The organism is Micromonospora sp. ABR4_055, assembly GCF_056160425.1.
The window spans coordinates 15,831-37,112 of record NZ_JBSWXD010000005.1 but is presented as its reverse complement, the minus strand read 5'-3'; the positions used below and the strand labels follow the sequence as shown (position 1 = coordinate 37,112).

General features: G+C 70.3%; 20 protein-coding genes, 1 tRNA gene and 1 pseudogene. 9 read left to right on the top strand and 13 right to left on the bottom strand.

Annotated elements, in window-relative coordinates; genetic code table 11:
- Positions 1-212 precede the first annotated feature (212 nt).
- Entirely contained in the window at positions 213-911 is a 699-nt protein-coding gene (locus tag ACXAHD_RS03190; RefSeq protein ID WP_281554198.1) for a DedA family protein, read from the top strand.
- 31 nt (positions 912-942) lie between these two features.
- On the opposite strand, the gene ACXAHD_RS03185 is transcribed toward ACXAHD_RS03190, so the two are convergent.
- The 3 genes from ACXAHD_RS03185 to ACXAHD_RS03175 form a co-directional block, all read right to left on the bottom strand.
- On the bottom strand, positions 943-1,383 hold the full coding sequence (locus ACXAHD_RS03185; protein WP_281554199.1) for an NUDIX hydrolase: 441 nt from the start codon (positions 1,381-1,383) through the stop codon (positions 943-945).
- Between the two features lie 135 nt (positions 1,384-1,518).
- Positions 1,519-2,883 carry a cellulase family glycosylhydrolase gene (locus tag ACXAHD_RS03180; protein ID WP_281554200.1) on the bottom strand — a complete coding sequence of 455 codons (1,365 nt, stop codon included), beginning with the start codon at positions 2,881-2,883 and terminating at the stop codon, positions 1,519-1,521.
- 257 nt (positions 2,884-3,140) lie between these two features.
- Complete coding sequence (locus ACXAHD_RS03175) at positions 3,141-4,352, bottom strand: LolA family protein (RefSeq protein WP_289212573.1); 1,212 nt, start codon at positions 4,350-4,352, stop codon at positions 3,141-3,143.
- Between the two features lie 136 nt (positions 4,353-4,488).
- Between ACXAHD_RS03175 and ACXAHD_RS03170 the strand changes: the two genes are divergently transcribed.
- Positions 4,489-5,145, top strand: coding sequence for a response regulator transcription factor (locus ACXAHD_RS03170; RefSeq protein WP_281554202.1), 657 nt, complete (start codon positions 4,489-4,491; stop codon positions 5,143-5,145).
- A 47-nt stretch (positions 5,146-5,192) separates the two neighbouring features.
- A complete protein-coding gene (locus tag ACXAHD_RS03165; protein ID WP_475048546.1) occupies positions 5,193-6,647 on the top strand; it encodes an ATP-binding protein in 1,455 nt (484 codons plus the stop codon).
- Between the two features lie 1,671 nt (positions 6,648-8,318).
- Here ACXAHD_RS03165 and ACXAHD_RS03160 read toward each other — a convergent pair.
- Positions 8,319-9,176, bottom strand: a pseudogene (locus tag ACXAHD_RS03160) (tetratricopeptide repeat protein); the annotation flags it as partial.
- A 103-nt stretch (positions 9,177-9,279) separates the two neighbouring features.
- The gene (locus ACXAHD_RS03155; protein WP_475048544.1) at positions 9,280-9,753 is read right to left on the bottom strand and encodes a MarR family winged helix-turn-helix transcriptional regulator; all 474 of its coding nucleotides are present in this window, start codon (positions 9,751-9,753) and stop codon (positions 9,280-9,282) included.
- A 50-nt stretch (positions 9,754-9,803) separates the two neighbouring features.
- On the opposite strand from ACXAHD_RS03155, the gene ACXAHD_RS03150 reads away from it, so the two are divergent.
- Positions 9,804-10,325, top strand: a complete 522-nt coding sequence (locus ACXAHD_RS03150) for a VOC family protein (protein WP_281554203.1) — start codon at positions 9,804-9,806, stop codon at positions 10,323-10,325.
- A 108-nt stretch (positions 10,326-10,433) separates the two neighbouring features.
- Positions 10,434-11,399, top strand: a complete 966-nt coding sequence (locus tag ACXAHD_RS03145) for a hypothetical protein (RefSeq protein ID WP_475048466.1) — start codon at positions 10,434-10,436, stop codon at positions 11,397-11,399.
- On the opposite strand, the gene ACXAHD_RS03140 is transcribed toward ACXAHD_RS03145, so the two are convergent.
- The 5 genes from ACXAHD_RS03140 to ACXAHD_RS03120 form a co-directional block, all read right to left on the bottom strand.
- A complete protein-coding gene (locus ACXAHD_RS03140) occupies positions 11,350-11,901 on the bottom strand; it encodes a potassium channel family protein (RefSeq protein WP_289212574.1) in 552 nt (183 codons plus the stop codon). The two genes, ACXAHD_RS03145 and ACXAHD_RS03140, sit on opposite strands and share 50 nt — an antisense overlap.
- Before the next feature lie 90 nt (positions 11,902-11,991).
- Positions 11,992-12,171, bottom strand: a complete 180-nt coding sequence (locus ACXAHD_RS03135) for a DUF4236 domain-containing protein (RefSeq protein WP_281554206.1) — start codon at positions 12,169-12,171, stop codon at positions 11,992-11,994.
- A gap of 89 nt (positions 12,172-12,260) precedes the next feature.
- Positions 12,261-12,716 carry an RrF2 family transcriptional regulator gene (locus ACXAHD_RS03130; protein ID WP_123600883.1) on the bottom strand — a complete coding sequence of 152 codons (456 nt, stop codon included), beginning with the start codon at positions 12,714-12,716 and terminating at the stop codon, positions 12,261-12,263.
- Positions 12,671-13,657: a helix-turn-helix transcriptional regulator gene (locus ACXAHD_RS03125; protein WP_475048462.1), complete on the bottom strand. Its 987-nt coding sequence runs from the start codon at positions 13,655-13,657 to the stop codon at positions 12,671-12,673. Before ACXAHD_RS03125 ends, ACXAHD_RS03130 begins: the two co-directional genes overlap by 46 nt.
- A gap of 190 nt (positions 13,658-13,847) precedes the next feature.
- Positions 13,848-14,279, bottom strand: a complete 432-nt coding sequence (locus ACXAHD_RS03120) for an SsgA family sporulation/cell division regulator (protein ID WP_281554208.1) — start codon at positions 14,277-14,279, stop codon at positions 13,848-13,850.
- A gap of 384 nt (positions 14,280-14,663) precedes the next feature.
- Here ACXAHD_RS03120 and ACXAHD_RS03115 point away from each other — a divergent pair, with 384 nt between their 5' ends.
- The 3 genes from ACXAHD_RS03115 (at position 14,664) to ACXAHD_RS03105 (ending at position 16,502) form a co-directional block, all read left to right on the top strand.
- A complete protein-coding gene (locus ACXAHD_RS03115) occupies positions 14,664-15,149 on the top strand; it encodes a TIGR02611 family protein (protein WP_475048460.1) in 486 nt (161 codons plus the stop codon).
- Between the two features lie 60 nt (positions 15,150-15,209).
- Positions 15,210-15,284: transfer RNA gene (locus ACXAHD_RS03110), tRNA-Val, on the top strand.
- A 363-nt stretch (positions 15,285-15,647) separates the two neighbouring features.
- Complete coding sequence (locus tag ACXAHD_RS03105) at positions 15,648-16,502, top strand: fumarylacetoacetate hydrolase family protein (RefSeq protein ID WP_475048458.1); 855 nt, start codon at positions 15,648-15,650, stop codon at positions 16,500-16,502.
- 140 nt (positions 16,503-16,642) lie between these two features.
- On the opposite strand, the gene ACXAHD_RS03100 is transcribed toward ACXAHD_RS03105, so the two are convergent.
- From ACXAHD_RS03100 to ACXAHD_RS03090, 3 genes are all read right to left on the bottom strand, one after another.
- Positions 16,643-17,761 carry a polysaccharide lyase family 7 protein gene (locus ACXAHD_RS03100; RefSeq protein ID WP_475048455.1) on the bottom strand — a complete coding sequence of 373 codons (1,119 nt, stop codon included), beginning with the start codon at positions 17,759-17,761 and terminating at the stop codon, positions 16,643-16,645.
- Positions 17,762-17,903: 142 nt separating this feature from the next.
- On the bottom strand, positions 17,904-18,656 hold the full coding sequence (locus ACXAHD_RS03095) for an IclR family transcriptional regulator (RefSeq protein WP_281554210.1): 753 nt from the start codon (positions 18,654-18,656) through the stop codon (positions 17,904-17,906).
- Between the two features lie 10 nt (positions 18,657-18,666).
- Complete coding sequence (locus ACXAHD_RS03090; protein ID WP_281554211.1) at positions 18,667-19,728, bottom strand: LacI family DNA-binding transcriptional regulator; 1,062 nt, start codon at positions 19,726-19,728, stop codon at positions 18,667-18,669.
- Positions 19,729-19,983: 255 nt separating this feature from the next.
- Here ACXAHD_RS03090 and ACXAHD_RS03085 point away from each other — a divergent pair, with 255 nt between their 5' ends.
- The gene (locus tag ACXAHD_RS03085; protein WP_475048452.1) at positions 19,984-21,270 is read left to right on the top strand and encodes an ABC transporter substrate-binding protein; all 1,287 of its coding nucleotides are present in this window, start codon (positions 19,984-19,986) and stop codon (positions 21,268-21,270) included.
- The last annotated feature ends 12 nt before the right edge of the window (positions 21,271-21,282 follow it).

Below are 21,282 nucleotides of genomic sequence, written 5' to 3'. Positions count from 1 at the left end.
CCAGGCGGGCATGCCCCAGCCGCCGGCCCAGCGGAACAGCGGATGGGCGCGCGCGTAGCGTGACGCTTAACCGGTTAAGAGATCGGGGTGACACCTCTCTGTGGTGGGGAGTACGCCCGTGACGCCCCGACGCCGCATCCGTCGGACCGTCACGGGCGCCGCCCCACAACTGCTAACGTCGGGTCCGCGGCCCCCCACGAGCGGGGGGTGCTGTGCTGAGCGACTGGCTGCAGCGGTTGCTGTCGATGGATGGTGCGCTGATCTACCTGCTGGTCGGGCTGTTGGTGTTCGCCGAGGACGCGCTGTTCGTCGGCTTCGTGTTCCCCGGCGAGACCGCTGCGGTGCTCGGCGGCGTCGCCGCCAGCCTCGGCACCATCTCGCTGGCCGGCATCACCGTGGTGGTGGTCAGCGCGGCCGTGGCCGGTGACACCACCAGCTACCTGATCGGCCGGGCCCTGGGGCCCCGGCTGCTGCGGATGCGCTTCCTGCGCAAGCGGCAGGCCTGGGTGCGGCGGGCGCAACACCAGTTGGCGGTACGGGGCGGCACCGCGGTCTTCGTCGGCCGGTTCGTGACCTTCTTCCACGCGGTGATGCCCGCCCTGGCCGGTGCGGCACACATGCCGTACCGGCGGTTCTTTGCCTACAACGTCGCGGGTGCGTTGGTCTGGGGGATCGGCACGGTGCTGATCGGCTACCTGGCCGGCAGCTCGTACGCCGCGATCGAGGAGGTCGCCGGCCGGGCGGCCGCCGTCGTGGTCGCGGTGCTGGCACTCGGGGCGCTCGTCGTCTGGCGGCTACGGGCCGCCCGCCGCGAATGTGCACCCGACGCGGCGACCGGTCAGCCGACATCCGGTCGTCACCGGCCCGGCCGAGGCCGAGGCGGCTGCGACCGGTCCGGTGACCATGCCTGACGACCAACCAGCCACGCCCGGCGACGAACTCCTACGCCGGCACCGGCAGCAGCTCCGCCATCCGCAGCCCGTCCGCGGTGGGCGGCGACAGCGGCAACCGGTCGATCTCGTCGATCGGCACCCACCGGATGGCGTCCGCACTGCCGCCGACCTCGGTGACCACCGGCTCGCCCGGCCCCACCCGTGCGCTGTGCAGCAGCCCGACCACGTGCCAGTCGGTGCCGTTGCGGTGCGCCAGGTACGACCGCACGTCCAGCAACCGCGACGACATCACCTCCAGGCCGGCCTCCTCCTGCAACTCTCGGGTGAGCGCCTCGCCGGGCTGCTCGCCCGGATCGAGACCACCTCCCGGCAGATGCCAGGCACCCGGCTCGAACACCGGGGACGCCTCGGACAACCGGCTCAGCAGCACCGCCGAGTCCCGGACGATCACCGCGTACGCGCCCACCCGTATACGAGGACCTTCGCTCACCGTAAACCTCCAGCTCGTAGCGACTTGCCAGTGCCACACCAGCCGCCGGCCGTCTGAGGTGAACGACGCCGGGTGTGCCGGTGGCCGGACGGATACCCGCCCGGCCACCGGTCACACCTGTGGTGGCGGCTGCGGCTACCGCGCGGCGCAGGACAGCGTCGGCACCGGGTTGCTGCCGGTCCAACTGCCGATGAAGCCGAAGGTCGTGCTCTGCCCGGCGCCGAGGTTGCCGTTGTAGCTGACGTTGGTCGCCGAGACACTCGCCCCGGTGCTGGTGACGGTGGCGTTCCACGCCTGGTTGACCGACTGACCGCTGGCGAACGTCCAGCTCACCCGCCAGCCGGTGAGCGCCGAACCGCCGGCGGTCACCCGTACCTCACCCTGGAAACCGCCCTGCCACTGACCGATCACCGCGTACGTCGCAGTGCACGCCCCTGCCGGCGGCGGGGTGGTCGGGGGCGCGGTGGTGGGCGGCGCGGTGGTCGGGGGCGCGGTGGTCGGCGGTGGCGTCCCGCCGCTGTAGACGGTCGCCTCCCGTGCGGTCTCCCGAATCCCGTTGGTGCCGTTGAACAGCCGTTGGCCCCACGGGGTGAGGCTGTTGACGTTGAAGTTGTTCACCATGTCGAGGTATTCGACGCCGCCGCTGTTGCCGCTCCACGACCATCCGAGCCAGCCGATGCCGTGCTGCCGGGTGTAGGACAGGATCGAATCCTCGTCCGGGTTGCCGTCGGAATGGTCGTGCCCGAACTCGCCGACCGCGATCGGCAGACCGGCCGAGCGGAACCGCCCGAGGTAGTCGCTGATCTCGGCGGCGGTGTCGAACACGCCGTACATGTGGATCGAGAAGATCAGGTTGCGGGCCGGGTCGGCGTTCCACACCGACTGCGCGTTGTCACGCATCGTGAAGGTCCAGTCCTGTCCCCAGTTCGGTGCGTCGACCATGATCGCGTGCTCGAAACCGGCGGCGCGCAGCCGCTGTACGGCGCTCGTGGTGTGACTGGCCCAGTTCTGGTAGCCGCTGTTGCCGAACGGCTCGTTGCCGATGTTGATGATGACGTAGTTCTCCTGGCCGCGCAGCACGCTGGCCAGGCCGATCCAGTAGTCGGCGGCGGACGCCAGGGTGGATGCGGCCCCCTCCTCGCCGTACCCGGTGGTGTCGTGCACCTCCAGGACGCAGATCAGCCGGTTGGCCTTGCACAGCGAGATGACGTTGGCGACGTCGCTGGCATCGTTGCGATTCCACCGGTGGCCGTTGCTGAGCACCACCCGGACGGCGTTCGCGCCCAGGGACTTGATGTTGACGAAGGAACTGGTCTGGCCGGTGTACCAGGTGTGTGCGTGGTTGACCCCGCGCAGGACGAACGGAGTGCCGTTTGCCTCCACCAACTGGCCGCCGCTGACGTGCAGGCCGACGGCGGCGTGCGCGGGCTGGGCCAGCACCACGACGGAGGTGACCAGGGCGAGCAGCGCCGCGGCCGCGACGCTCAGACGTGTCTTCATGACCTACCTCGGGTAGCGACCCGTGGGTGACCCACGGGGACGAAAGACACCGGCTGACCTGGCCAGCACGGTGTCGGCGACTACCCGGCCCTTCGCGCAAGCATCAGAGTAGACCGGCGTGATCCCGCTACGCAACCGGTTAAGTTGGTCCGCCCCTGGTGTCGGTCTGCACCGCTGGCTGATCGGGCCCTGCAAACGCCGCTACCGGCGTCGACGCTCGGTGATCCGGGGTCGACGCCGGTAGTGGACCGGTCAAGTCAGCGGGTCTCTGTAGCCACCTCGTACAGCCGCTCCGGCGTCACCGCGCCGGCGTACAGCCGGCCGTCGTCGGCGATCAGCGCGGTGAACAACGAACTGGAGAACAGCCGGCCGCTGCCCCACGGCCCGTCGACCGCCGGCAGATCACCCAGCATCTGCATGACCTGAGCGCCCTCGGCGGACTCACCGGCGTGCTCCTCGGCCGCAGTCGCCGCCTCGGCCGGCGGCGTGACCACCAGGACGGTGCCCCAGCCGGTGCCGACCGTACGGACCGCGTCCTCGCTGTCCGCCCAGCCCCGCGCCAGCTCCTCCAGCATGCCGTCGGTCTCGGCGTCGCCCGGCAACTGGTCCGGACCCCGGGAACCGGCACCCGGCGTCGCGACACCGTCCTCGCCCGCCTCGACGACCTCGGTGCCCGGCGGTGGGTTGAAGACGAACTGCTCCTCATCCGGTGTGTCGAAGCTGACCTGGGTGAACGCGGTCTCGATGGCGGCCCGGTCGGCGCCGACCGGATAGACCGCGAACCGCAGTGGCACGTACTCGACCGAGTCGATCGCGATCCGGATCTCCTCGACCAGCGAGTCCTCGTCGCGGGGGGTGAGCACCAGCTCGTACGCGGTCCGCCCAGCGAGCTCCGCCGAGCGGCCCACCGACACCTCGGTGCTCGGGTCAATTGCCTCCAGCACCTCGTCGGCTGCCGCCTGCGGGGTGACGGGCAGCTCCGACGCCGGATCGGTGCCGGCCCGCTCGCCCGCCGCGTCGGCGTGATCGCCCTCGGCCGGCAACTCGAAGTGGGTGGCCTGCTGCTGCTGGCTGGACCAGATCCAGACGTCCTGTCCGTTGCGGATGACGTCGGTCTCGCCCAGCGTGCGGACCATCGCCAACCGGGCCTGGTCCGGACCGGCGTACCAGACGCGCAAGGTCTGCGTACCGTTGATCAGCGAGCCGAGCCCGTTGCCGGCACCGATCTGACCGGCCAGGTTGAGCGCCGCCGGCAGGCCCAGATCGGCGCGGTGCACGACCGTTCCGGACATGCCGTCGACCTCGGCGGTCTGCAGGTCGACCAGCAACTGCTCGGCGCTACGCGGCGGCAGGACCGGGTCTGCGGACGCGGCGAGCGCCCCCACGGCAACGCCGCCGCCGACGAGCACCGCCGCCGATGCGGCGGGGACCAGCCAGCGCATCGCCGGCCGGGATGTGAATACCGACATCTTCGTACCTCCTGCCACCCATCGTGCGTCGGGTGTACTGAGACGTTGCTGAGAGCCGGTGGCCAAGCTGAGAACACGCTCAGCGACGACGGTCACGGGTAGCCCGGTCGCACCCTCATGATGGCACCCTTGACCGGTGCGGGTGCTGGTGGTGGAGGACGAGGTCCGGTTGGCCGACGCCCTGCGGCGCGGCCTGCAGGAGGAAGGCTTCGTGGTGGACGTCGCCGCGAGCGGGCCGGCCGGGCTGGAACTGGCCCGGCACGGCGGGTACGACGCGATGATCCTCGACGTGATGCTGCCCGGCCTGTCCGGCTACCGGGTGGTGCGCCAGCTGCGGGCCGAGCAGAACTGGCTGCCGGTGCTGATCCTGTCCGCGAAGGACGGCGAGTACGACCAGGCGGACGGCCTCGACTGCGGTGCCGACGACTACCTGACCAAGCCCTTCTCGTACGTGGTGCTGCTGGCCCGGCTGCGCGCTCTGCTACGGCGCGGCGCGCCGCAGCGGCCCGCCGTGCTCACCGCCGGTGATCTGAGCCTCGACCCGGCCCGGCGGAGGGTCACCCGGGCCGATGCCGAGGTGGGGCTCACCGCCCGTGAGTACGCCCTGCTGGAGTACCTGATGCGGCGCGCCGGCGAGGTCGTCTCCAAGATCGAACTGCTCGACCACGTCTGGGACGCCAGCGTCGACACCGCGCCGAACGCCGTCGAGGTGTACATCGGGTACCTGCGCCGCAAGGTCGGCCGGGACCGGCTGGAGACCGTCCGGGGTGCCGGCTACCGGCTGGTCCCGTGACAGGTCGACGGCTTTCGGCGGCGCATCCCGGTCGGTGGCGGGCGCACCTGCGGGTCCGGCTCAGCCTGCGCACCCGGCTGACCGCGATCAGCGTGCTGGGTCTCACCGCCGGCCTGGCCGCTGGGGCGATCGGGCTCACCGTCGTCCTCGCGCTGGCGTTGGAACGCAGCGCCGACGCCGACGCCCGGACCACCGCCGACGCGATCGCCCAGCTGGTGGCCGCCGACGCGGTGCCCGACCCGTTGCCAGTGGCCGGCAACGACGTACGGGTGCAGATCGTCGACGAGCGGGGACGGATACGCGCCGCGTCCATTGGCGCCGATCGACTCGTCCCGATGCTCTACGCGGGCGAGCGGGAACAGCTCGCCGCCGAACCGACCGGGGCGGTCACCGTGCCGGGTGCCCGGCTCGGTCTGCGCGGCCCGGTTCGGGTGATCGCCCAACCGGCCGGCGGGCCAGCGCAGCCGCGTACCGTGCTGGTCGCCCGGTCGATGGCCGACATCAACCGCAGCCTCGCCCTGGTCCGGGTGATTCTGCTGATGACGTTCCCACTGTTGGTGGCGGCGGTCACGGTCATCGTCTGGCGGGCCGTCGGGGCGACGCTGCGGCCGGTGGAGAAACTGCGGGCCGGCGCGGCCGAGATCACTGGTGGCGACCAGGCCGGTCACCTGCCGGTGCCGGGTGGTGGCGACGAGATTCAGCGGCTGGCGGTCACCCTCAACGACATGCTCGACCGGTTGGAGGCCGCGCGGGCCCGGCAACGCGCGTTCGTCGCCGACGCCGCCCACGAGCTGCGCAGTCCGCTGACCAATCTGCGTACGCAGCTTGAGGTGGCGCAGCGACTCGGTAGCCGCACGGACTGGTTGGCGGTCGCCGACGACCTGCTGGCGGACAGTCAACGACTCAGCCGACTGGTCGACGACCTGCTGCTGCTGGCCCGCGCCGACCAGCAGGCCGACCAGTCCGGTGTGGTGCTCGGCCCGGTCGGTCCGGTGGAACTGGGCGAGCTGGCCGCCACGGTGGCCGCCCGGTATCCACGGCCGCCGGTGCGGGTGGTGCCGCCGGACCAGCCGCTGTGGATTGCCGGCGACCCGGACGCGCTGGTCCGGGTGTTGGCCAACCTGCTGGACAACGCGGTCCGACACGCCCGCTCCGAGGTGCTGGTGACCGCCCGACCGGACGGGCCGGACTGGCATGAGCTCCTGGTCACCGATGACGGTCCGGGTGTCCCACCGGCCGACCGGCAACGGGTCTTCGACCGGTTCACCCGGCTCGACGACGCGCGGGCCCACGACGCCGGCGGCGCCGGGCTCGGACTGGCCATCGTCGCGCAGTTGGTCCGCCGACACGGCGGCACTGTCGAACTGGCCGATGCGGGGCGGACGGACGATGCGGCAGGACACGACGGTGATGCGGCAGGGCCTCACGGTGCTTGTCCCGGACTTCAGGTTCGGGTCCGGCTTCCGGCAGACCCGGTGGACGACGAGCCCGGCCCGGCATAGACCGGACAGGTTACCGGGCGTTCGCTGCCCGGTCCGTGCAGACCGGACAGGTTACCGGGCGTTCGCTGCCCGGTCCGTGCAGACCGGGTCGGCCTGCCCGATCACGTCGGCCGAGTAGACCACGGCGACCGTGAAGCAGTAGTCGATCGACTCGTTCAGCCCGTACGCGACGAAGCTGTCCGCACCCGCCGGCAACGTCATGAAGGCTCGGGGCTGCTGATCGTTGCTCCCCCCGGAGATCAACACCTGTCCCTCGGCACCCGCCGGATAGGTCCAGGTCAACGTCACGCTGTCCCGGTTGTCGCGCAGGCCCACGCCGCCCGGGGCGGTACCCGGTGTGGCCGGCGGCGCAGCGCTGGTCGGCGTACCGGTCGGGGAGGTGACCTCGGCTGGTGCCGCGGTCGGCCCGGAGGACGTCTCGTCGACCAGGCTGACGCCGGCCACCACCGCCGCAGCGCCGAGCAGAACCACCACCACGCCGGTGAACACCAGCATCGGCCCGCGTGGGCGGGCAGCGGTCGCCACCGGCTTGGGTACCGGCACCAGCTGTCCTCGCTGCCGCCGGACCGGAAGGTTCCTGCGGCGGTCGGGTATCCGGCTGAGTTCACGCCGTGGCAGTCGGGACAGCGTCCCGGTGCTGCGGCCCGTGCCGGTGGCGCCGGTTCCGATGGTCGCGCCGGCTCCACCGGCTGCGACGCTCGTGGCCGGTCCGTCCGTGGCTCCGGTGCCCGGCCCGTCCGTGACCTCGGCGTGGCGGGCTGCGGAGTCGGCATCGACCGAGGCGTCCGGGCCCGCGAAGGCTTCGTCGGTCACCGGTGGTGCCGGCTCCGGTCGAGCGCCTGCCCTGTCGGGCACCCGTGGGTTGGGTACGAAGGCAGGGGTCTCCGGCGGCACCGGCTCGCCGGGCACGGCCGCCGGGTCGCTCACGGAACTGCCGGCCGTGGGAGTGTCGGGCGCTGACGGGCCGGTCGCCTGCCGGAACCGGACCGGCCCGAACGGGCTGACCGGGCCGGCGGCGTCCGAGGCGTCCGGGCGTTCTGGTCCGTCCGGGCGATCCGCAGCGGCCGGATCGGAGCCATCGCCGGCACCGGACTGCTCGGGCGGCCACCACGGTTCGTCGAAGAGCCAGATGCCGGGTGCCCCGTCATGGTTGGTGGAGCCGGACGGTGGCAGATCGACCGGCACCCGGGGCGGTGGGATGCTCGCTGGCCGGCCGTCGGTCGGGTCGGGTTCGTCCGGTTGGTGCTGGTCGCCTCGCTGCTCCTGCCCGGTCGTGTTCCGCCGGGCAGGGGAGGGGTCGTCGGTCAGCCAACCACTGGGCGACCAGAGCGGGTCATCGGCGTCGCCGCCCGCCGGTTCCCGTTCAATCCAGCCGTGCTGGCTCCACGGTCGGCCGCTGTCCAGCTCAGCCGCCGGGTCGGGCACTGATTGGTCCACCGGCTGGTCCAGCGGGTCGAGCCAGGGCGGGTCGGCCCGGTGCCGTCCGTCCCGATGGCCGTCCGTCTCGTCGTCGCTTGACCGGTCGGTGGTCGGCGTCGCTGACGGCGCGCTCGGTTCCGTCCAGAACGCCGCCGACCAGCGGGGGTCGGCTACCTCAGTGACCGGCGGTTCCGGCTCGATCCAGCTGGGCTCGGCCCAGGCCGGACCGGTGAGCCGGTCGCGCCCGGCGGGATCGGCCGCCGGAGCAGCCGGAGCCGCTGGCCCACTGGCCGGCCTGGTGCCGGGCGGCCAGCCGCCCTGGTCCAAGCCGCCGTCGTGGCCTGGGCCGCCGTTGTCGTCCGGCCGGAGGATCGGGCCCGGGCTGTCGGTATCGTCCGGACTGCGGTCGGGATCCGGGCCGCCGGTGTCGTCCGGCCCGTCGTCGACCGGCCCCTGCCCGCCACAGCGGTGCGCCGGATCCGCTGACGCCTCGGCCAGCGCGGCGACCTGCCCGATTAGCGGATGGTCGGCCGGCAGGCGGGTGCGGCACAGGTCGATGGCGAGCGACAGGCTGACGTCGGACTCGGCGAGCCGGCCGCAGTCGCGCTGCATCGCGCCGAGCCGGGCCAGCATCTTGATCCCGGCCGGATGCCCCTCGCCGTACACCTCGCGGTGCAGTTCCCAGGCATCCTCCAGACGGTCCCGGGCGACGTCGCACTCGCCGCGAGCGAATTCGACGGTGGCGAGGTCCGCATGGGCGGCCAGGACCCGGAGCGACTCGGGGCCGTCGATGGCGCAGAGTTCGTCGATCACCTCGCGGTACAGGTGCGCGGCGCGGGCGTCGCTGCCCACCCGGTGCAGGACGGCGGCGAGGGTGGCGGCGGCCCCGATGGTCCGCTCGTCCGCCGTGCCGTGCAGCCGCTGGTTCGCCGAGTACGCGTACGCCGCCCACGCCCGCGCCGCCGGCGCCTCGCCGAGCGCGACCGTCACCCGGGCCAGCAGTCCGGCGGCCTCCGCCTGTTCGGCGCTGGCGTGTGCGGGACGCGAGTCAGTGTCGGCCAACGCCGTGGCCAGCAGATTACGCGCGCCCGGCAGGTCGCCGACGCTGATCAGGCCGTGCGCCTGCGTGGTGATTTCGCCCAGGCCGAGAGACACGTCCCATCGTGCGTGTCCGACGACGGTCTGTACAAGGGTCTGATGTGGGACAGTTCGCTCATGATGGCGGATTGTTACCGGCCAGATGCTTGACTAACGCTTCGCTGATGATCCGCAGTTGATCGACCTGTTCCGGGGTCAACCGGTCGAACAGGTGTTGCCGGACCGCGTCGACGTGGCCGGGCGCGGCGGCGCTGAGGGCGGTGAAGCCGGGCTCGGTGAGCACCGCGAACTGCCCGCGCCGGTCGGTCGGGCACTCCTCACGGCGGACCCAGCCGAGCTGCTCCAGCCGGGACACGGCGTGCGACAGCCGACTGCGGGAGGAGTCGGTTGCGTCGGCGAGCTCGCTCATCCGCAGGGTGCGCCGGGGTGCCTCGGAGAGTCGGACCAGGATCTCGTAGTACGCGTGCGGTATCCCCGCGCTCGCCTGCAGTTCGCGGTCCAGGGTCGCGGCCAACGTCCTGGTGGCGTAGAGGTACGCGCGCCAGGTGCGCTGTTCGTCGTCGTCGAGCCAGCGGGTCATGACCACCATCATACCGGTAGTGGTTGAGCGTTGAACTAACTCGCGCTAGCCTTCACGACATGGGAATCCACCGTCTCAACCACGCCGTGCTGTACATCTCGAACCTCGACCGGAGCCTGGCGTTCTACCGGGACGTGCTCGGGTTCTCCGTCGTGCCGATGACCCCCGACGGCTTCTCCGGCGTGGTCTTCCTGCAGGCCCCCGGCTCCACCAACGACCACGATCTCGGCCTGTTCGAGATCGGTGGCCACGCCGCGCGGTCCGGCGCGGGTCGCGGCATGGTCGGCCTCTACCACCTGGCCTGGGAGGTGGACACGCTCGACGAACTCGAGGCGCTCGCCACCCGGCTCGCCGCCGCCGGCGCCCTGGTCGGCACCTCCGACCACGGGACCACCAAGAGCTTGTACGGCCGGGATCCGGACGGGCTGGAGTTCGAGGTCGTCTGGTTGGTCCCCGCCGACCGCCTCGACGAGCAGGCGATTGCCGCCCGCAAGCGGATCCGGCCGCTCGACCTGGCCCGGGAGAAGCAGCGGTACGGCGCCCGGACCCGCGGTGGCGTCGGCGTCTCGGTGCCGGGCTGACCGCGTAGCGAGCCGGAGCCGGCCCGCTGACTCCGGCTCCGACCGGCGACGGCGGCTCGGCCGGCCCCGCCCGCGCGGGCCGCGACCCGGGCCGGTAGAACGGACGCCATGACAGTCGAGCCGGCGGGGCGGGTCCCGCACGACCTGTTGCTCCGCCACCTGAGCACCTGGGTTCCCGCCGCGCTGCGCCAGGCCCGTCGCGCCACCTTCGTTCAGGCGTACCAGGGCCCGCCGGGCACCACCGCGGACGCTGCGCTGCGCGCCGTCGCCGACCACCCGGAACTGGTCACCGGCCGGCACCTGACGGTCGTCACCGTCACGTCCTCCGGTGCCCAGGCGGACCCGACCGGGCTGCCGGCGGCGGTGACGGCCCATCTGCTGCCCGGCGGTCCGGAGCTGCTCCCGGTGGCCGTGACCGCCGCTGCGGCCGCCAACGCGCCGCTGTTGTGCCACCTCGACCTGGCCGGTGGCCCGTTGCCCGGACCCGTCGTGTGGCGCGCGTCGACGGCCGGCCGCCCGGCCGAGCTGCTGGTGGTCGGAGCGGCTTCACCAGCTGAACTGCGCCGGGTGCTGACCGCAGCCGGCTTTCCGCTGGTCAGCGTCGTCGAGCTGGTGCCGGCCGGGGTGGCCGGGCAGGTCGACGGCGGCACGTCGTACCCGGTCGCCTTCGCCACCGGGTCCGGCAAACGCATCGAGGCGTTCAAGGAGGCGCTCTGGGAGGTCGGTCCGGCGGGGTGGGGGCTGCGTGCCGCCGACGATCCGCAGGCGACGGCCGTCGCCCGGCAGGAGCCGGACGCGGCCGTCGCCGGGCAGGAGCCGGACCACTGGCTCGCCTCGCTGCGCGACCGGCTGTACGCCCACCTCGTCGAGTGCGGCTCCCGGACCGTCGCCGAGCTGCGCAGCTTCACGGTGACCGGGACGGTCCACCGGGCCTCCGACGCCAACCGGGCGCTGGCCGGTCTGCTCGCCGCCGACCAGGTGCGGCGCTGGCCGGCGGACGGACGGTTGGCCGGCGACGTAAAGATCACCCCGACCGCCCCGGCTGCTGGCGGGCGTACTCCGTCCACCGCCTGACCAGCAGCGACGCGCCGGTGGCGAGCACTCCGACGCTGAACACCATCTGGACGCAGACCGCCGCGCGGGCGAGTTGGCCTTTGGCGTGTACGTCGCCGTACCCGATGGTGGTGAGCGTGCCGATCGCGAAGTAGAGCGCGTCGGTCTTCGTCGTCATGTCGATGAACTGAGCCGGGTCGCTGAACGAGATGACCAGGTCGGCCAGCGCGAACACGACCACTCCGCCGACCAGCGCGATCGCCAGCCGGGTGAGGCGTACGTCGGACGGATCGGCGGTGATCTGGTCGCGGATCTGCTGTAGCACCAGCGCGGCCACCAGTGTCACGCCGACGACGGTGATCACGGCGCGGACCGCGAGATGCATCCCCGTCACCCCCGGCTCCACCGGGACCAGGTAGTAGAGCAGGACCATCAGCAGGCAGATGGCGGTGGTACGCCGTACCTCGGCCCGGCGGGGATTCCGAGTACGGGACAGGGCATCATCTCCAGCTATATCGGACATAATATTATTATTCCTGCAGATCGAAGGCTCGGCGGGCGATCCCGCCGAGCCTTCGATTATTGTCCTGCGCCTGCGCCTGCGCCTGCGCGCTCAGCTACGCGACTTGTCCTGCCTCCATGAGAACGGGCCGGGCAGGTCGTACCGGTGCGCCTTCGCCCGCGAGTTCCACGACCATCGGCCGATCCGGATGGTCCAGGACGAGAACCCGTTCTCGGTGAAGTTCAACTGGAGCGGGCCGAACCGCTTCCGCTTGCGGAACATGACGCCCATCGCTCGCGCTCCCTCCGTCGACCGTCAGCAGGTGGGCTGCTCAGTTCCCCGTCGCGTCGATCGGCAAACCCGACCGTCCACATGCCTGGTTAGCGGGACTCCCAGGCGTCCGGCTTCAGCGTCAGCTTGCGGACGTGCGCCGGCATCCGGCCGGTGAGTACCTCGGCGAGGCTGACCTCGTCGACCACCTCGCGCAACGCGGCGCGTACCGCGATCCAGAGCCGGGGCAGGTTCTCCGCAGCACCGGCGTACCGGGTCTCCTCCGGACGTAGCCCGCGCACCCCGGCCAGCGGTCCGTCCACCGCCCGCAGGATCATGCCGATGGTGACGTCCCCGGGCGGTTGGCTCAGCGTGTAGCCACCCTCCGCGCCGCGCTGTGCCCGGACCACCCCGCCCCGGCGCAGGTCGGCCAGCACCGCCTCGAGGAATTTGCGCGGCATGTCCTGCTCGGCGGCGATCGCCTGGGTGGACATCAGCGTCGGGTACGCGGCAGCGAGGATCAGCGCTGCTCGTACCGCGTAGTCGCCGCGCGCGGAGATCTGCACGCCACCATCATGCCGGTTGCCGCGACCCGGTCGGTCACCGGTGGGCGTTCCAGCAGGTCGGCGCGGAAGCTCCCCGGACTGCACCCCACCTCGCGCTGAAAGAAACGGCCGAAGTTCGTCGGCTCGGGGAAGCCCAGCCGCGCACCGACCTGGGCCACCGGCAGGTTGGTCGCCGCGAGTAACCGCTTGGCCTGCAGCGCCACCCGGTCGTCGATCACCTGTTTGGCGGTCCGCCCGGTCACGGTCAGGCTGGCCCGGGTGAGGGTGCGGACCGCGCAGGACAGCCGTTCGGCGTACTCCTCGACCCGTCGGCTACGCGCGTGGTCCCGCTCCACCTCGGCCCGGAACCGCCGGAAGGTGTCCCACCTCGATGAACCCGCCCCGGTGGCTTCGTCCGCCCATGCGGGATAGTCACCGGGGCGATCATCTGTGGTCGGGGCATCGAGCGCTGGCGGGGAGTCGTACGGCAGCAGGGCGACCCGGAGCAGCAGGACCCGCAGTTCATGGCGGAGGAGTTCGTCGACGAGCGCCGTCCGCCGGGGCCGCTGGCTGTCCACGACGAGTTGGCTGACCTCGTTGATGATGGCGTCGGCGTCCTCACCGGTGAGCTGCCAGTGGGCGCGGGAGGTGGGCCGGTCCGGCATGCCTGGTGCCGCGGTCCATCGCACCAGGATCGCGTCCAGACCGTGCTGTCCGCCGGCCCGAACCACCTGCCCGGCGTGGGCCCACAGCAGGGTGCCGGGTCGGCATGGGTGGGCGACAAAGTCGATCTCGTGGCTGCCGTGACCGGCGGTGACCAGTAGCAGTTCGTCGTGGGGGAGCAACCGTGGTCGGGGTGGCACGTCGGCAGTCAGACTGTTACCGAGAGTAGTTGCGCTGATCGCTGGCCTCAGGGGATCCGGGTCGGACATCCGGCGGGCGAGCTGATCGGGCTGAACCATCGGTTTCGACGGTAACCGCAGCGCGCCGCAACCGCATCCCGACCACCGGCGGATCGTCGCGTCGTCCCAGCGGAGGCGCCGGGGTGCGCCGGTGGCCGCACCAGCGGCGGGAGTACGGCGCATCGCCGTACTCCCGTCACGCGAAACAGCCGCAGTCCCCGCCGGGTCGGGCGGAGTCGGGCCGTTCCGATCAGCGCCCGGCCAGCAGCCGGTTCACCGCGGTGTCCACGTCCAGGTGGTCGGACTCGTGGCCGCGGGGCACCACCACGTAGGTGCGGCGCAGAAAGCGGACCAGCACGCTGCGCGGCACCTCGAACAGCGCGTTGCCATCCGGGGAGCTCAGCGCGAGCGCCACGAAGTCGCCTCGGGGAGTCGTCCAGGGCCAGACCCGGACATCACCGATCCCGGCCGGTTCGTCGAGACCGGTCACCAGAAGCTCTCGGGCGAACGACCAGCTGACCGCTTCACCGCCGGCCGACTCCGCGTGGAAGAGTACGTGGACCGCGTACGGATCACTCGGTTCGTAGCGCAGGCTGGCTCGTACCGGCAGCGCGGTAGCGTCAGGCGCGATGAGCCGTAGTGACGTCTCGACCTCGACGGTCGTTGGTCGGATGACACTCATGGACGTTCTCCCCCCGGCACCGCTGCGGGACGCCCGCCCCGCTTTCCCCATACTCCGGCCTTGCATTTGACTACGCTCCGTCTATCGCTGATCTCACCCAGTAGAGGGAAGCGGTTCCGGGATGCACCAAAAATGTCCATCTTGGGTGTCTTGTCCGGTTCTGCTTGGGTACTGGGACGTGCCCGGCGTCGGGTGGTTCAGACGTCGACTCACTCCGGTAACGTCCAGTGGTGCCCTGTGGTGACGGGGCGGGCGACAATGAGGGGCAAAATGGCCATAAAACCCTCCTCCGCCAAGCGGATGACCGAGAATTCAACACCGGGTCATGCGTCGTACGACCCGGCGGATGAGACTGTCGGACACGCCGAGTCGGGGGGAGACCAGGTGGGCAGTGACCCGATCGGACGTCCGAGTGGGCGCGGCGCTCCGGTCGCTGTCACCGATCGTCCCGAGCCGGAGGCACCGCGAACGTTGTCCGGGCTGCGCCAACGGATTCGGGTGACCCTCGCCCTGATCCGCTCCAATCCCACTGGCCGGATCGCCTTGAAGGTCGGCGTCGGCCTGCTCGGTGCTCTGATCGTGGTCCTCGGCCTGGTGCTGATCCCGCTACCCGGGCCGGGCTGGCTGATCGTCTTCGGCGGACTGGCGGTCTGGGGCGTGGAGTTCCACTGGGCCAAGCGGCTGCTCGCCTTCGCCCGACGGCACGTCCAGGGATGGACCCGGTGGGTTACCCGGCAGAGCTGGCCGGTGCGGCTGGGCATCGCCGGGGTGGGCCTCGTCTTCGTCGCGGTCGTGGTGATCTTCTCGCTGAAGGTCGGCCTCGGCATCGACGTGATCGCCAGCTTCCTGCGCTACCTCGCCACCACCTGAGCCGACCGCCACCCGGATGTGCGCCCGGGCGGGACGATCGGGTACAGTCATCCACGCTGAGGGCGATTAGCTCAGCGGGAGAGCGCTTCGTTCACACCGAAGAGGTCACTGGTTCGATCCCAGTATCGCCCACCATTTTTTGCACGAGCGGGGCCGGCAGTGGCGGCCTTGTCACGAGGAATCCGCGCACGGGCGGTCCGATCGGTTCGGCGTATGGCGTGCCGATCCCCTGATCCGGCGGTGATCCGCCGCCGGACCGGTGTCCCGGTCCATCCGCACTGATTGACGGGCCGGCGGCACGGTGTCGTACGGGTGGCGACCACCCTGCCCGCCCGGCTGATCAGTCCACAGGCTGCTTCGAGGGTGCGCGTCGACGATTGACAGACCACGCTGGTGTTGGCGAGACTGGACAGTGTATCGATTTACTGCGCACAGCCTGGCTGATTCCGATGGTGCCGTCCCGGTCTGCGGGGACTCGTCCTGCTCCGAAGGGAATTGATGATGAAGCTCATGCGGGTCGGCCCAAAGGGCAGCGAGCGACCGGTACTCCTCGTCGGGGGCCGTCACTTCGATCTGACCAGCGTCACCGCCGACATCGACCAGGCCTTTCTCGGCGGTGACGGCATGAACCGGGTACGCGTTGCCCTGGCCGCCGGGGATCTTTCAGAGGTCGATGTCCGGGGTGTCCGCGTCGGTGCGCCGATCACCAGGCCGGGCACGGTGGCCTGCATCGGGCTGAACTACTCCCGGCATGCTGCGGAGTCCGGCACCGCTCCGCCGGCCGAGCCGGTCGTCTTCCTCAAGGCTTCGAACACCGTGGTCGGGCCCTACGATGACATCGTGATCCCGAAGGGTGCGGTGAAGACCGACTGGGAGGTGGAGTTGGCGGTCGTCATCGGCCGGCGGGCACGTTACCTCGCGTCACCCACCGAGGCGGGCGACGTCATAGCGGGGTACGCCGTGTCCAATGATCTGTCCGAGCGGGACTACCAGATGGGTGATGCCGGCGGCCAGTGGGTCAGGGGCAAGAGTTGCGAGTCGTTCAACCCGCTGGGACCATGGCTGGTCACTGCCGATGAACTTGATGATCCGCAACGCCTCACGCTGCGCAGTTTTGTGAACGACCAGCCTCGTCAGCATTCCACCACACAGGACATGATTTTTGATGTGCGTCACCTGATCTGGTATCTGAGCCAGTATCTGGTGCTTGAGCCAGGTGACGTCGTCAACACCGGTACGCCGGAGGGTGTCGCGTTGTCTGGCCAGTTTCCCTATCTGCGCGTGGGGGATGTGGTGCGGGTCGGCATCGAAGGGCTGGGCGAGCAGCGCCAAGTCTGTCGCGCCGCCGATTGACTCCGCCGTCGGTGCCGGTTATCGGAGCCGATGCTGGGCGCTTCTGCAAATACGCCCGATCTGACCTGCGGCGCCGGGGTCGGAAGCGACGCGAGGACGCCGCGCCGCCCGGGGTGTGAGCCCCCGGGCGGCGGCCGGCTTCAGGAGTGGGTAACGGTGATATCGAAAATTCGGGTTTGCCCGTAGTTGTCGCCGCTGCACGGCGAAGAGTTTGAGCAGTTGGCCTGGGTGTAGGCGCCGGCTTTGAAGTAGGCGCCGGAGAAGTTTCTGGCGATGGTGGTCTGCAGGACGCCGTTGTAGTACGCCCTCACCTGCCCGCCACTGACCACGAACTTGGCCTCGAAGCGGGTGCCCAGCTGGTAGTTGCTGGTAACCAGCTTGTGATGGGTGTCATTGTCGTTGGTGACGTAAAGGCTGGTGCCCTCCAATCGGAAGACCGTGACGTCGTCGTCCGAATCGTGGATCTGGGCCACGACCACATGTGGCTTCGTCGATGGAAGCCTGTCGAACGCGGCGTCCACGACCATCGTGTGTGTGCCGGAGGTCGACGACCAGCTCGCGTGGGCGGCTCCGTTGTTCGCCATCTCACGCAGCTCCGACCGAGCGTAGCTGGAGCCGCCTGTGGTCACCCCGTTGACGGGGGAGCGGAACTGGACCGACTGGCACGAGTCCGCAGCGACGAAATAGGGGGAGATCTGAAAGTCGTTCAGGGCGGGTTGCTTGATTTCGGTCGGGCTGTCGGAGGAGCCGGTCGGCAGCGTGATCTTCCAATTGGTCAGGTCGAGTACGTCTGCCGGGACGGTGCAGTCGCCACCGCCCCCGTCGGCGCCGTAGACCTGCATCTCGGTGATGCTGTTCCAACTGTTGGCCGTGTTGCCGTAGCCAACGACGCGTACGTACCGGGCCGACCGGTCGGTGAAGTCGTGGTCCTCGACCTGTAAGGTGCTGCCGCTGCTCTGTCGCTGGGGGACGACAGTGATCCAGGAACTGGCGTCGGTTGAGGTCTGAACGGTGTAGGTGGCCCGGCGTTGGTCGCCTTTGTGCCAGGCGATGCCGACCGATCCGATCTGCTGGTTGGCACCGAGGTCGAGTCGGAGCCAGGAGCCGTCGCCCTGGGCGGACCAGCGAGTGGAGAGGCTTCCGTCAATGGCGTTGGCTGGCACGTTGCCGTCGTGGGAGCTGGCAGTCGCTGCCGTAACGGGCAGGCCGGTCGTGGCGTGCGCGGACAGTGCGGTCAGTGTGGAGCTGGCGACGACCACGGCTACGGGCAGCGCGAGGATTGCGATACGTCTCATTAGGGGTCCTCAGTAGTGAGAGTTCCTATATGTGAACTACGTCGCACTAGTGCCGAGTGACCATAGAAGAAGATGACTGGATGGTCAACGGCGTATTTCGAAGTTGTTAGATCCGACCCGTCAGGCCGGCGGTGGTCGCTGCCCGGATTGCGTCCGCGAGTTCACTGGCATGCGCCTCGGTCAGCTCGCCGTCGGTGACGCAGACGCCGATCGCGTCGTGCGGGCCGAGCTTGGCCGGGGCGGCGACCGCCACGCCGCGGCCGCCGTTCGGGCCGGCCGGCACCTGGTCGACAGCATGTCCACGCTCGACCACCCGCCGGAGCTCTTCGCGGAGCGCTGCGAGAGCGTCGGGAGGCAGGGTTGGTGAGGCGGACAGCATCCGTGCCAGTGACTCGTCGTCGTCGGCCACTCGGGCCAGTACGACGCGGCCGATCGCCGTGGCGTACGCCGGGGCCGGCCAGCCCGTCCGAAGCATCGGTGCCACGTCGACCTCTTCCCGCGTCAGCAGGGCGACCATGTGGCCACCGACCAGCCGGCCCAGTTGCACGGTGGTCTTGAGCCGGCGGTGCAACAGGTCCACGACCGGGGTGAGCCGGCGGACCGCGCGGTCGGTACGCAGGTAAGCTGCACCGGTCCGCAGTGCTTGGACGCCCAGCCCGTAGCGGGATCCTGCGGTGTCAGTCTCAACCCAGCCGCGCTGCACGAGGGTGTGGAGCAGTCCGTGCATGCTGCTCTTGGGGATACCCAGGGCGCGGGCGAGTTCCACGAGGGTGCGCCGGTCCGCGGTGGCGGCGAGTAGCTCCAGCAGCTCGACGGTGCGGTCTGCCGATTTGACCCGGGGGACGCCGCCTGTCGTCATCGTGGTACCCCTACTTCCTCACTTCCGGTACCGGGCCCGTCGAGGTGCGGACCACCAGCTCTGGGCGGAGCAGCAGCGACTGGCTCGGGCCGGATTCGGTGTTGTCGATCCGGTCCCGCAGGTGCCGGAACGCGGCTGCCGCCATCTCCGCGACCGGCTGACGTACGGTCGTCAGTGGTGGTGCGGCGAGGTCGGCGAGCACGATGTCGTCGAAGCCGACGACTGAGATGTCCTGGCCTACCCGGAGCCCGGCGTCCCGGATGCCGGCGCTGATTCCGAGGGCGCACATGTCGTTGATGGCGACGATGGCGGTGGGGCGGTCCGAGGTCCGCAGCAGCGCGTTCGCGGCGGTGCGACCGAGCCCGGCGGCGTCGAGATCTCCGTAGGGCTCCTGCTCTGCGCCACCGGACCAGACGATCGTTTCGGCCGGGTCCAGGCCGGCCTGCTCGAGTGCGTCGGTGAAACCCCGGAACCGTTCCCGGCGGTTCACGCTGCGCAGCGACCCCGAGACGAAGGCGATGCGTCGGTGGCCGAGCTGTAGCAGGTGGGCGGTGGCCAGGTGGGCGCCCACCACGTTGTCGACGCTGATGTTGACCAAGGTCCCCGGGTCACCGGCCTGAGCGGTGCGGTCGAACGCGACCAGGCTGAGCCCGGTCTCGACGAGTGGCAGTACGTGATCCAGCGAGGGCAGCGAGGAGCAGAGGACGACGCCCCGGATGCCGTCGGCCCAGAGCTCCTCGAGGTAGCGCCGTTCCCGGTCGGGTTCCCGTTCGCTGTTGCAGAGCAGGACGTGGTAGCCGTCGCTCAACGCGGCCCGTTCGAGGTAGCGGGCGAAGCTGCCCCAGAACGGATTGGCGACCGACGGTACGACGAGCCCGATCACCTGGATCCGGCCGGTGCGCAGTTGCCGGGCCGCCCGGTTCGGCCGGTAGCCGAGCCGGTCGATCGCGGCGGCCACCCGGATGCGGGTCTGGGGGAGCATGCGGCCGGGGCGTCCGTTGAGGAAGTTCGACACGGTGCTGGGCGAGACGCCCGCCTCGCGGGCTACCTGGTAGATCGTCACACCGCTCACGTCGCGTGCTCCCCCTTGTTGGCGATCTGAACCAGCCGAGTGTAGAGGTTTACCAGCTCGTGACCGCCCCTGGGCCTACCAGTAAAGCCGGTGTTTCGGTGCCGTGTCTAGCCATTGACATGTCTGTACCTCGCTCCTAGCCTTGCTGCAACGATCCACCAGTAAATCGATGCAAAGTCCTTCCTGCCACGAGCTAGATCGTGGTGTCGCAGCTACCCAGAAGCGGCGGAGCGCGCCGCGGGAGAGAAGGCCAGGATGACCAGAACCCGGGGGAGTCGGACCCGTGCGGTGACGATGGTGCTCGTCGCCGCGCTGCTCGCCACCGCGTGCGGCGGACCGGCGGGCACAACGGAGGGCGACGACCAGGCCAGCGGCACGATCCGGCTGTTGACGCCGATCTTTGAGGGCGCCGACGGCAAGACCGTGCTGGAGGAGCAGCTCGACGCGTTCAAGGAGGAGTACCCGGACATCACCGTCGAGGTCGACTACACCTCGTACGGCAAGCTGAACGAGAAGCTCACCACGTCGATCGCAGGCGGTCGGCCGTACGACGTGATGCTCATGGGGGTCGGTTGGATCCCGCCGTTCGCAGCCAAGGGCGCCCTGGCCGAGTTGGACGAGAACCAGCAGGAGCTCGCCGAGCGGTACAACGAGCGGGTCGTCGAGCCTGGCATCTACCAGGGCAAGGTGTACGGCCTGCCGATCATGTTGGACACCCGGTTCGGTCTGTACCGCAAGGACATCTTCGCCGAGGCGGGCATCGCCGCCCCGCCGAGCAACTTCGCCGAGCTGCGGGAGATCGGGCGCCAGCTGACCGTGCGAGACGCACGCGGCAAGCTTACCCGCGCCGGCGTGGACATCCTCTCCAACGATCTGCGCCAGACGTTCCTCCCGCTGATGTGGGCCAACGGCGGCGAGCTGTGGACCTCGGATGGGCAACCGGCCTTCAACAGCCCGGAGGCGGTCGGGGCGTTGCAACTGATGGCCGACATCATCCTCACCGACAAGAGCGAGGACTTCGGTTTCACTCAGCCCGGTGCCACCGGCCTGCCGCTGGCCCAGGGGCGGGCGGCGATGATGGTGGGGCACAACAACCACCTGCTGGCGATCGAGGAACAGGCACCGGAGCTGATCGAGGAAGACAAGATCGGCTTCTTCATGATCAGCAACGAGCGTCCCGCGATGTTCCAGGGTGGGACGCTGGCAACGGTCTCGGCCAAGTCGCAGCGTCCGGCGGCGGCCAAGGCGCTGGTCAGCTTCCTCACCGACGAACAGGCGTCGCTCGCCGCGAACGAGCAGCGGGGTAACGTGCCGGCCCTCAACAGCCTGTCCGACTCCGATTACGTACAGCGCAACCCGGCCGCGCAGTTCGCCATGGCGAACCTCGACGCCGCCTACTCCGAAGGCGGTGTGCCGGCCTGGTTGGAGATCCGGGGCGACTTCAAAGCGGCCATCGAGTCCGTCCTGCTGGGCCAGAAGGACCCGCAGCAGGCACTCGACGAGCTGGTGGCCAAGGCCCAGGCAGCGATCGTCAAGGGCTGACATGACCAGCAC

What these genes read in the sequence shown, in the direction of transcription:
- ACXAHD_RS03180 (WP_281554200.1), bottom strand. Translation starts at nt 2,883, where the DNA reads ATGAAGACACGTCTGAGCGTCGCGGCCGCGGCGCTGCTCGCCCTGGTC.
- ACXAHD_RS03175 (WP_289212573.1), bottom strand. Translation starts at nt 4,352, where the DNA reads ATGTCGGTATTCACATCCCGGCCGGCGATGCGCTGGCTGGTCCCCGCC.
- ACXAHD_RS03155 (WP_475048544.1), bottom strand. Translation starts at nt 9,753, where the DNA reads ATGGTGGTCATGACCCGCTGGCTCGACGACGACGAACAGCGCACCTGG.
- ACXAHD_RS03150 (WP_281554203.1), top strand. Translation starts at nt 9,804, where the DNA reads ATGGGAATCCACCGTCTCAACCACGCCGTGCTGTACATCTCGAACCTC.
- ACXAHD_RS03145 (WP_475048466.1), top strand. Translation starts at nt 10,434, where the DNA reads ATGACAGTCGAGCCGGCGGGGCGGGTCCCGCACGACCTGTTGCTCCGC.
- ACXAHD_RS03140 (WP_289212574.1), bottom strand. Translation starts at nt 11,901, where the DNA reads ATGTCCGATATAGCTGGAGATGATGCCCTGTCCCGTACTCGGAATCCC.
- ACXAHD_RS03135 (WP_281554206.1), bottom strand. Translation starts at nt 12,171, where the DNA reads ATGGGCGTCATGTTCCGCAAGCGGAAGCGGTTCGGCCCGCTCCAGTTG.
- ACXAHD_RS03125 (WP_475048462.1), bottom strand. Translation starts at nt 13,657, where the DNA reads ATGGTTCAGCCCGATCAGCTCGCCCGCCGGATGTCCGACCCGGATCCC.
- ACXAHD_RS03120 (WP_281554208.1), bottom strand. Translation starts at nt 14,279, where the DNA reads ATGAGTGTCATCCGACCAACGACCGTCGAGGTCGAGACGTCACTACGG.
- ACXAHD_RS03105 (WP_475048458.1), top strand. Translation starts at nt 15,648, where the DNA reads ATGATGAAGCTCATGCGGGTCGGCCCAAAGGGCAGCGAGCGACCGGTA.
- ACXAHD_RS03095 (WP_281554210.1), bottom strand. Translation starts at nt 18,656, where the DNA reads ATGACGACAGGCGGCGTCCCCCGGGTCAAATCGGCAGACCGCACCGTC.
- ACXAHD_RS03085 (WP_475048452.1), top strand. Translation starts at nt 19,984, where the DNA reads ATGACCAGAACCCGGGGGAGTCGGACCCGTGCGGTGACGATGGTGCTC.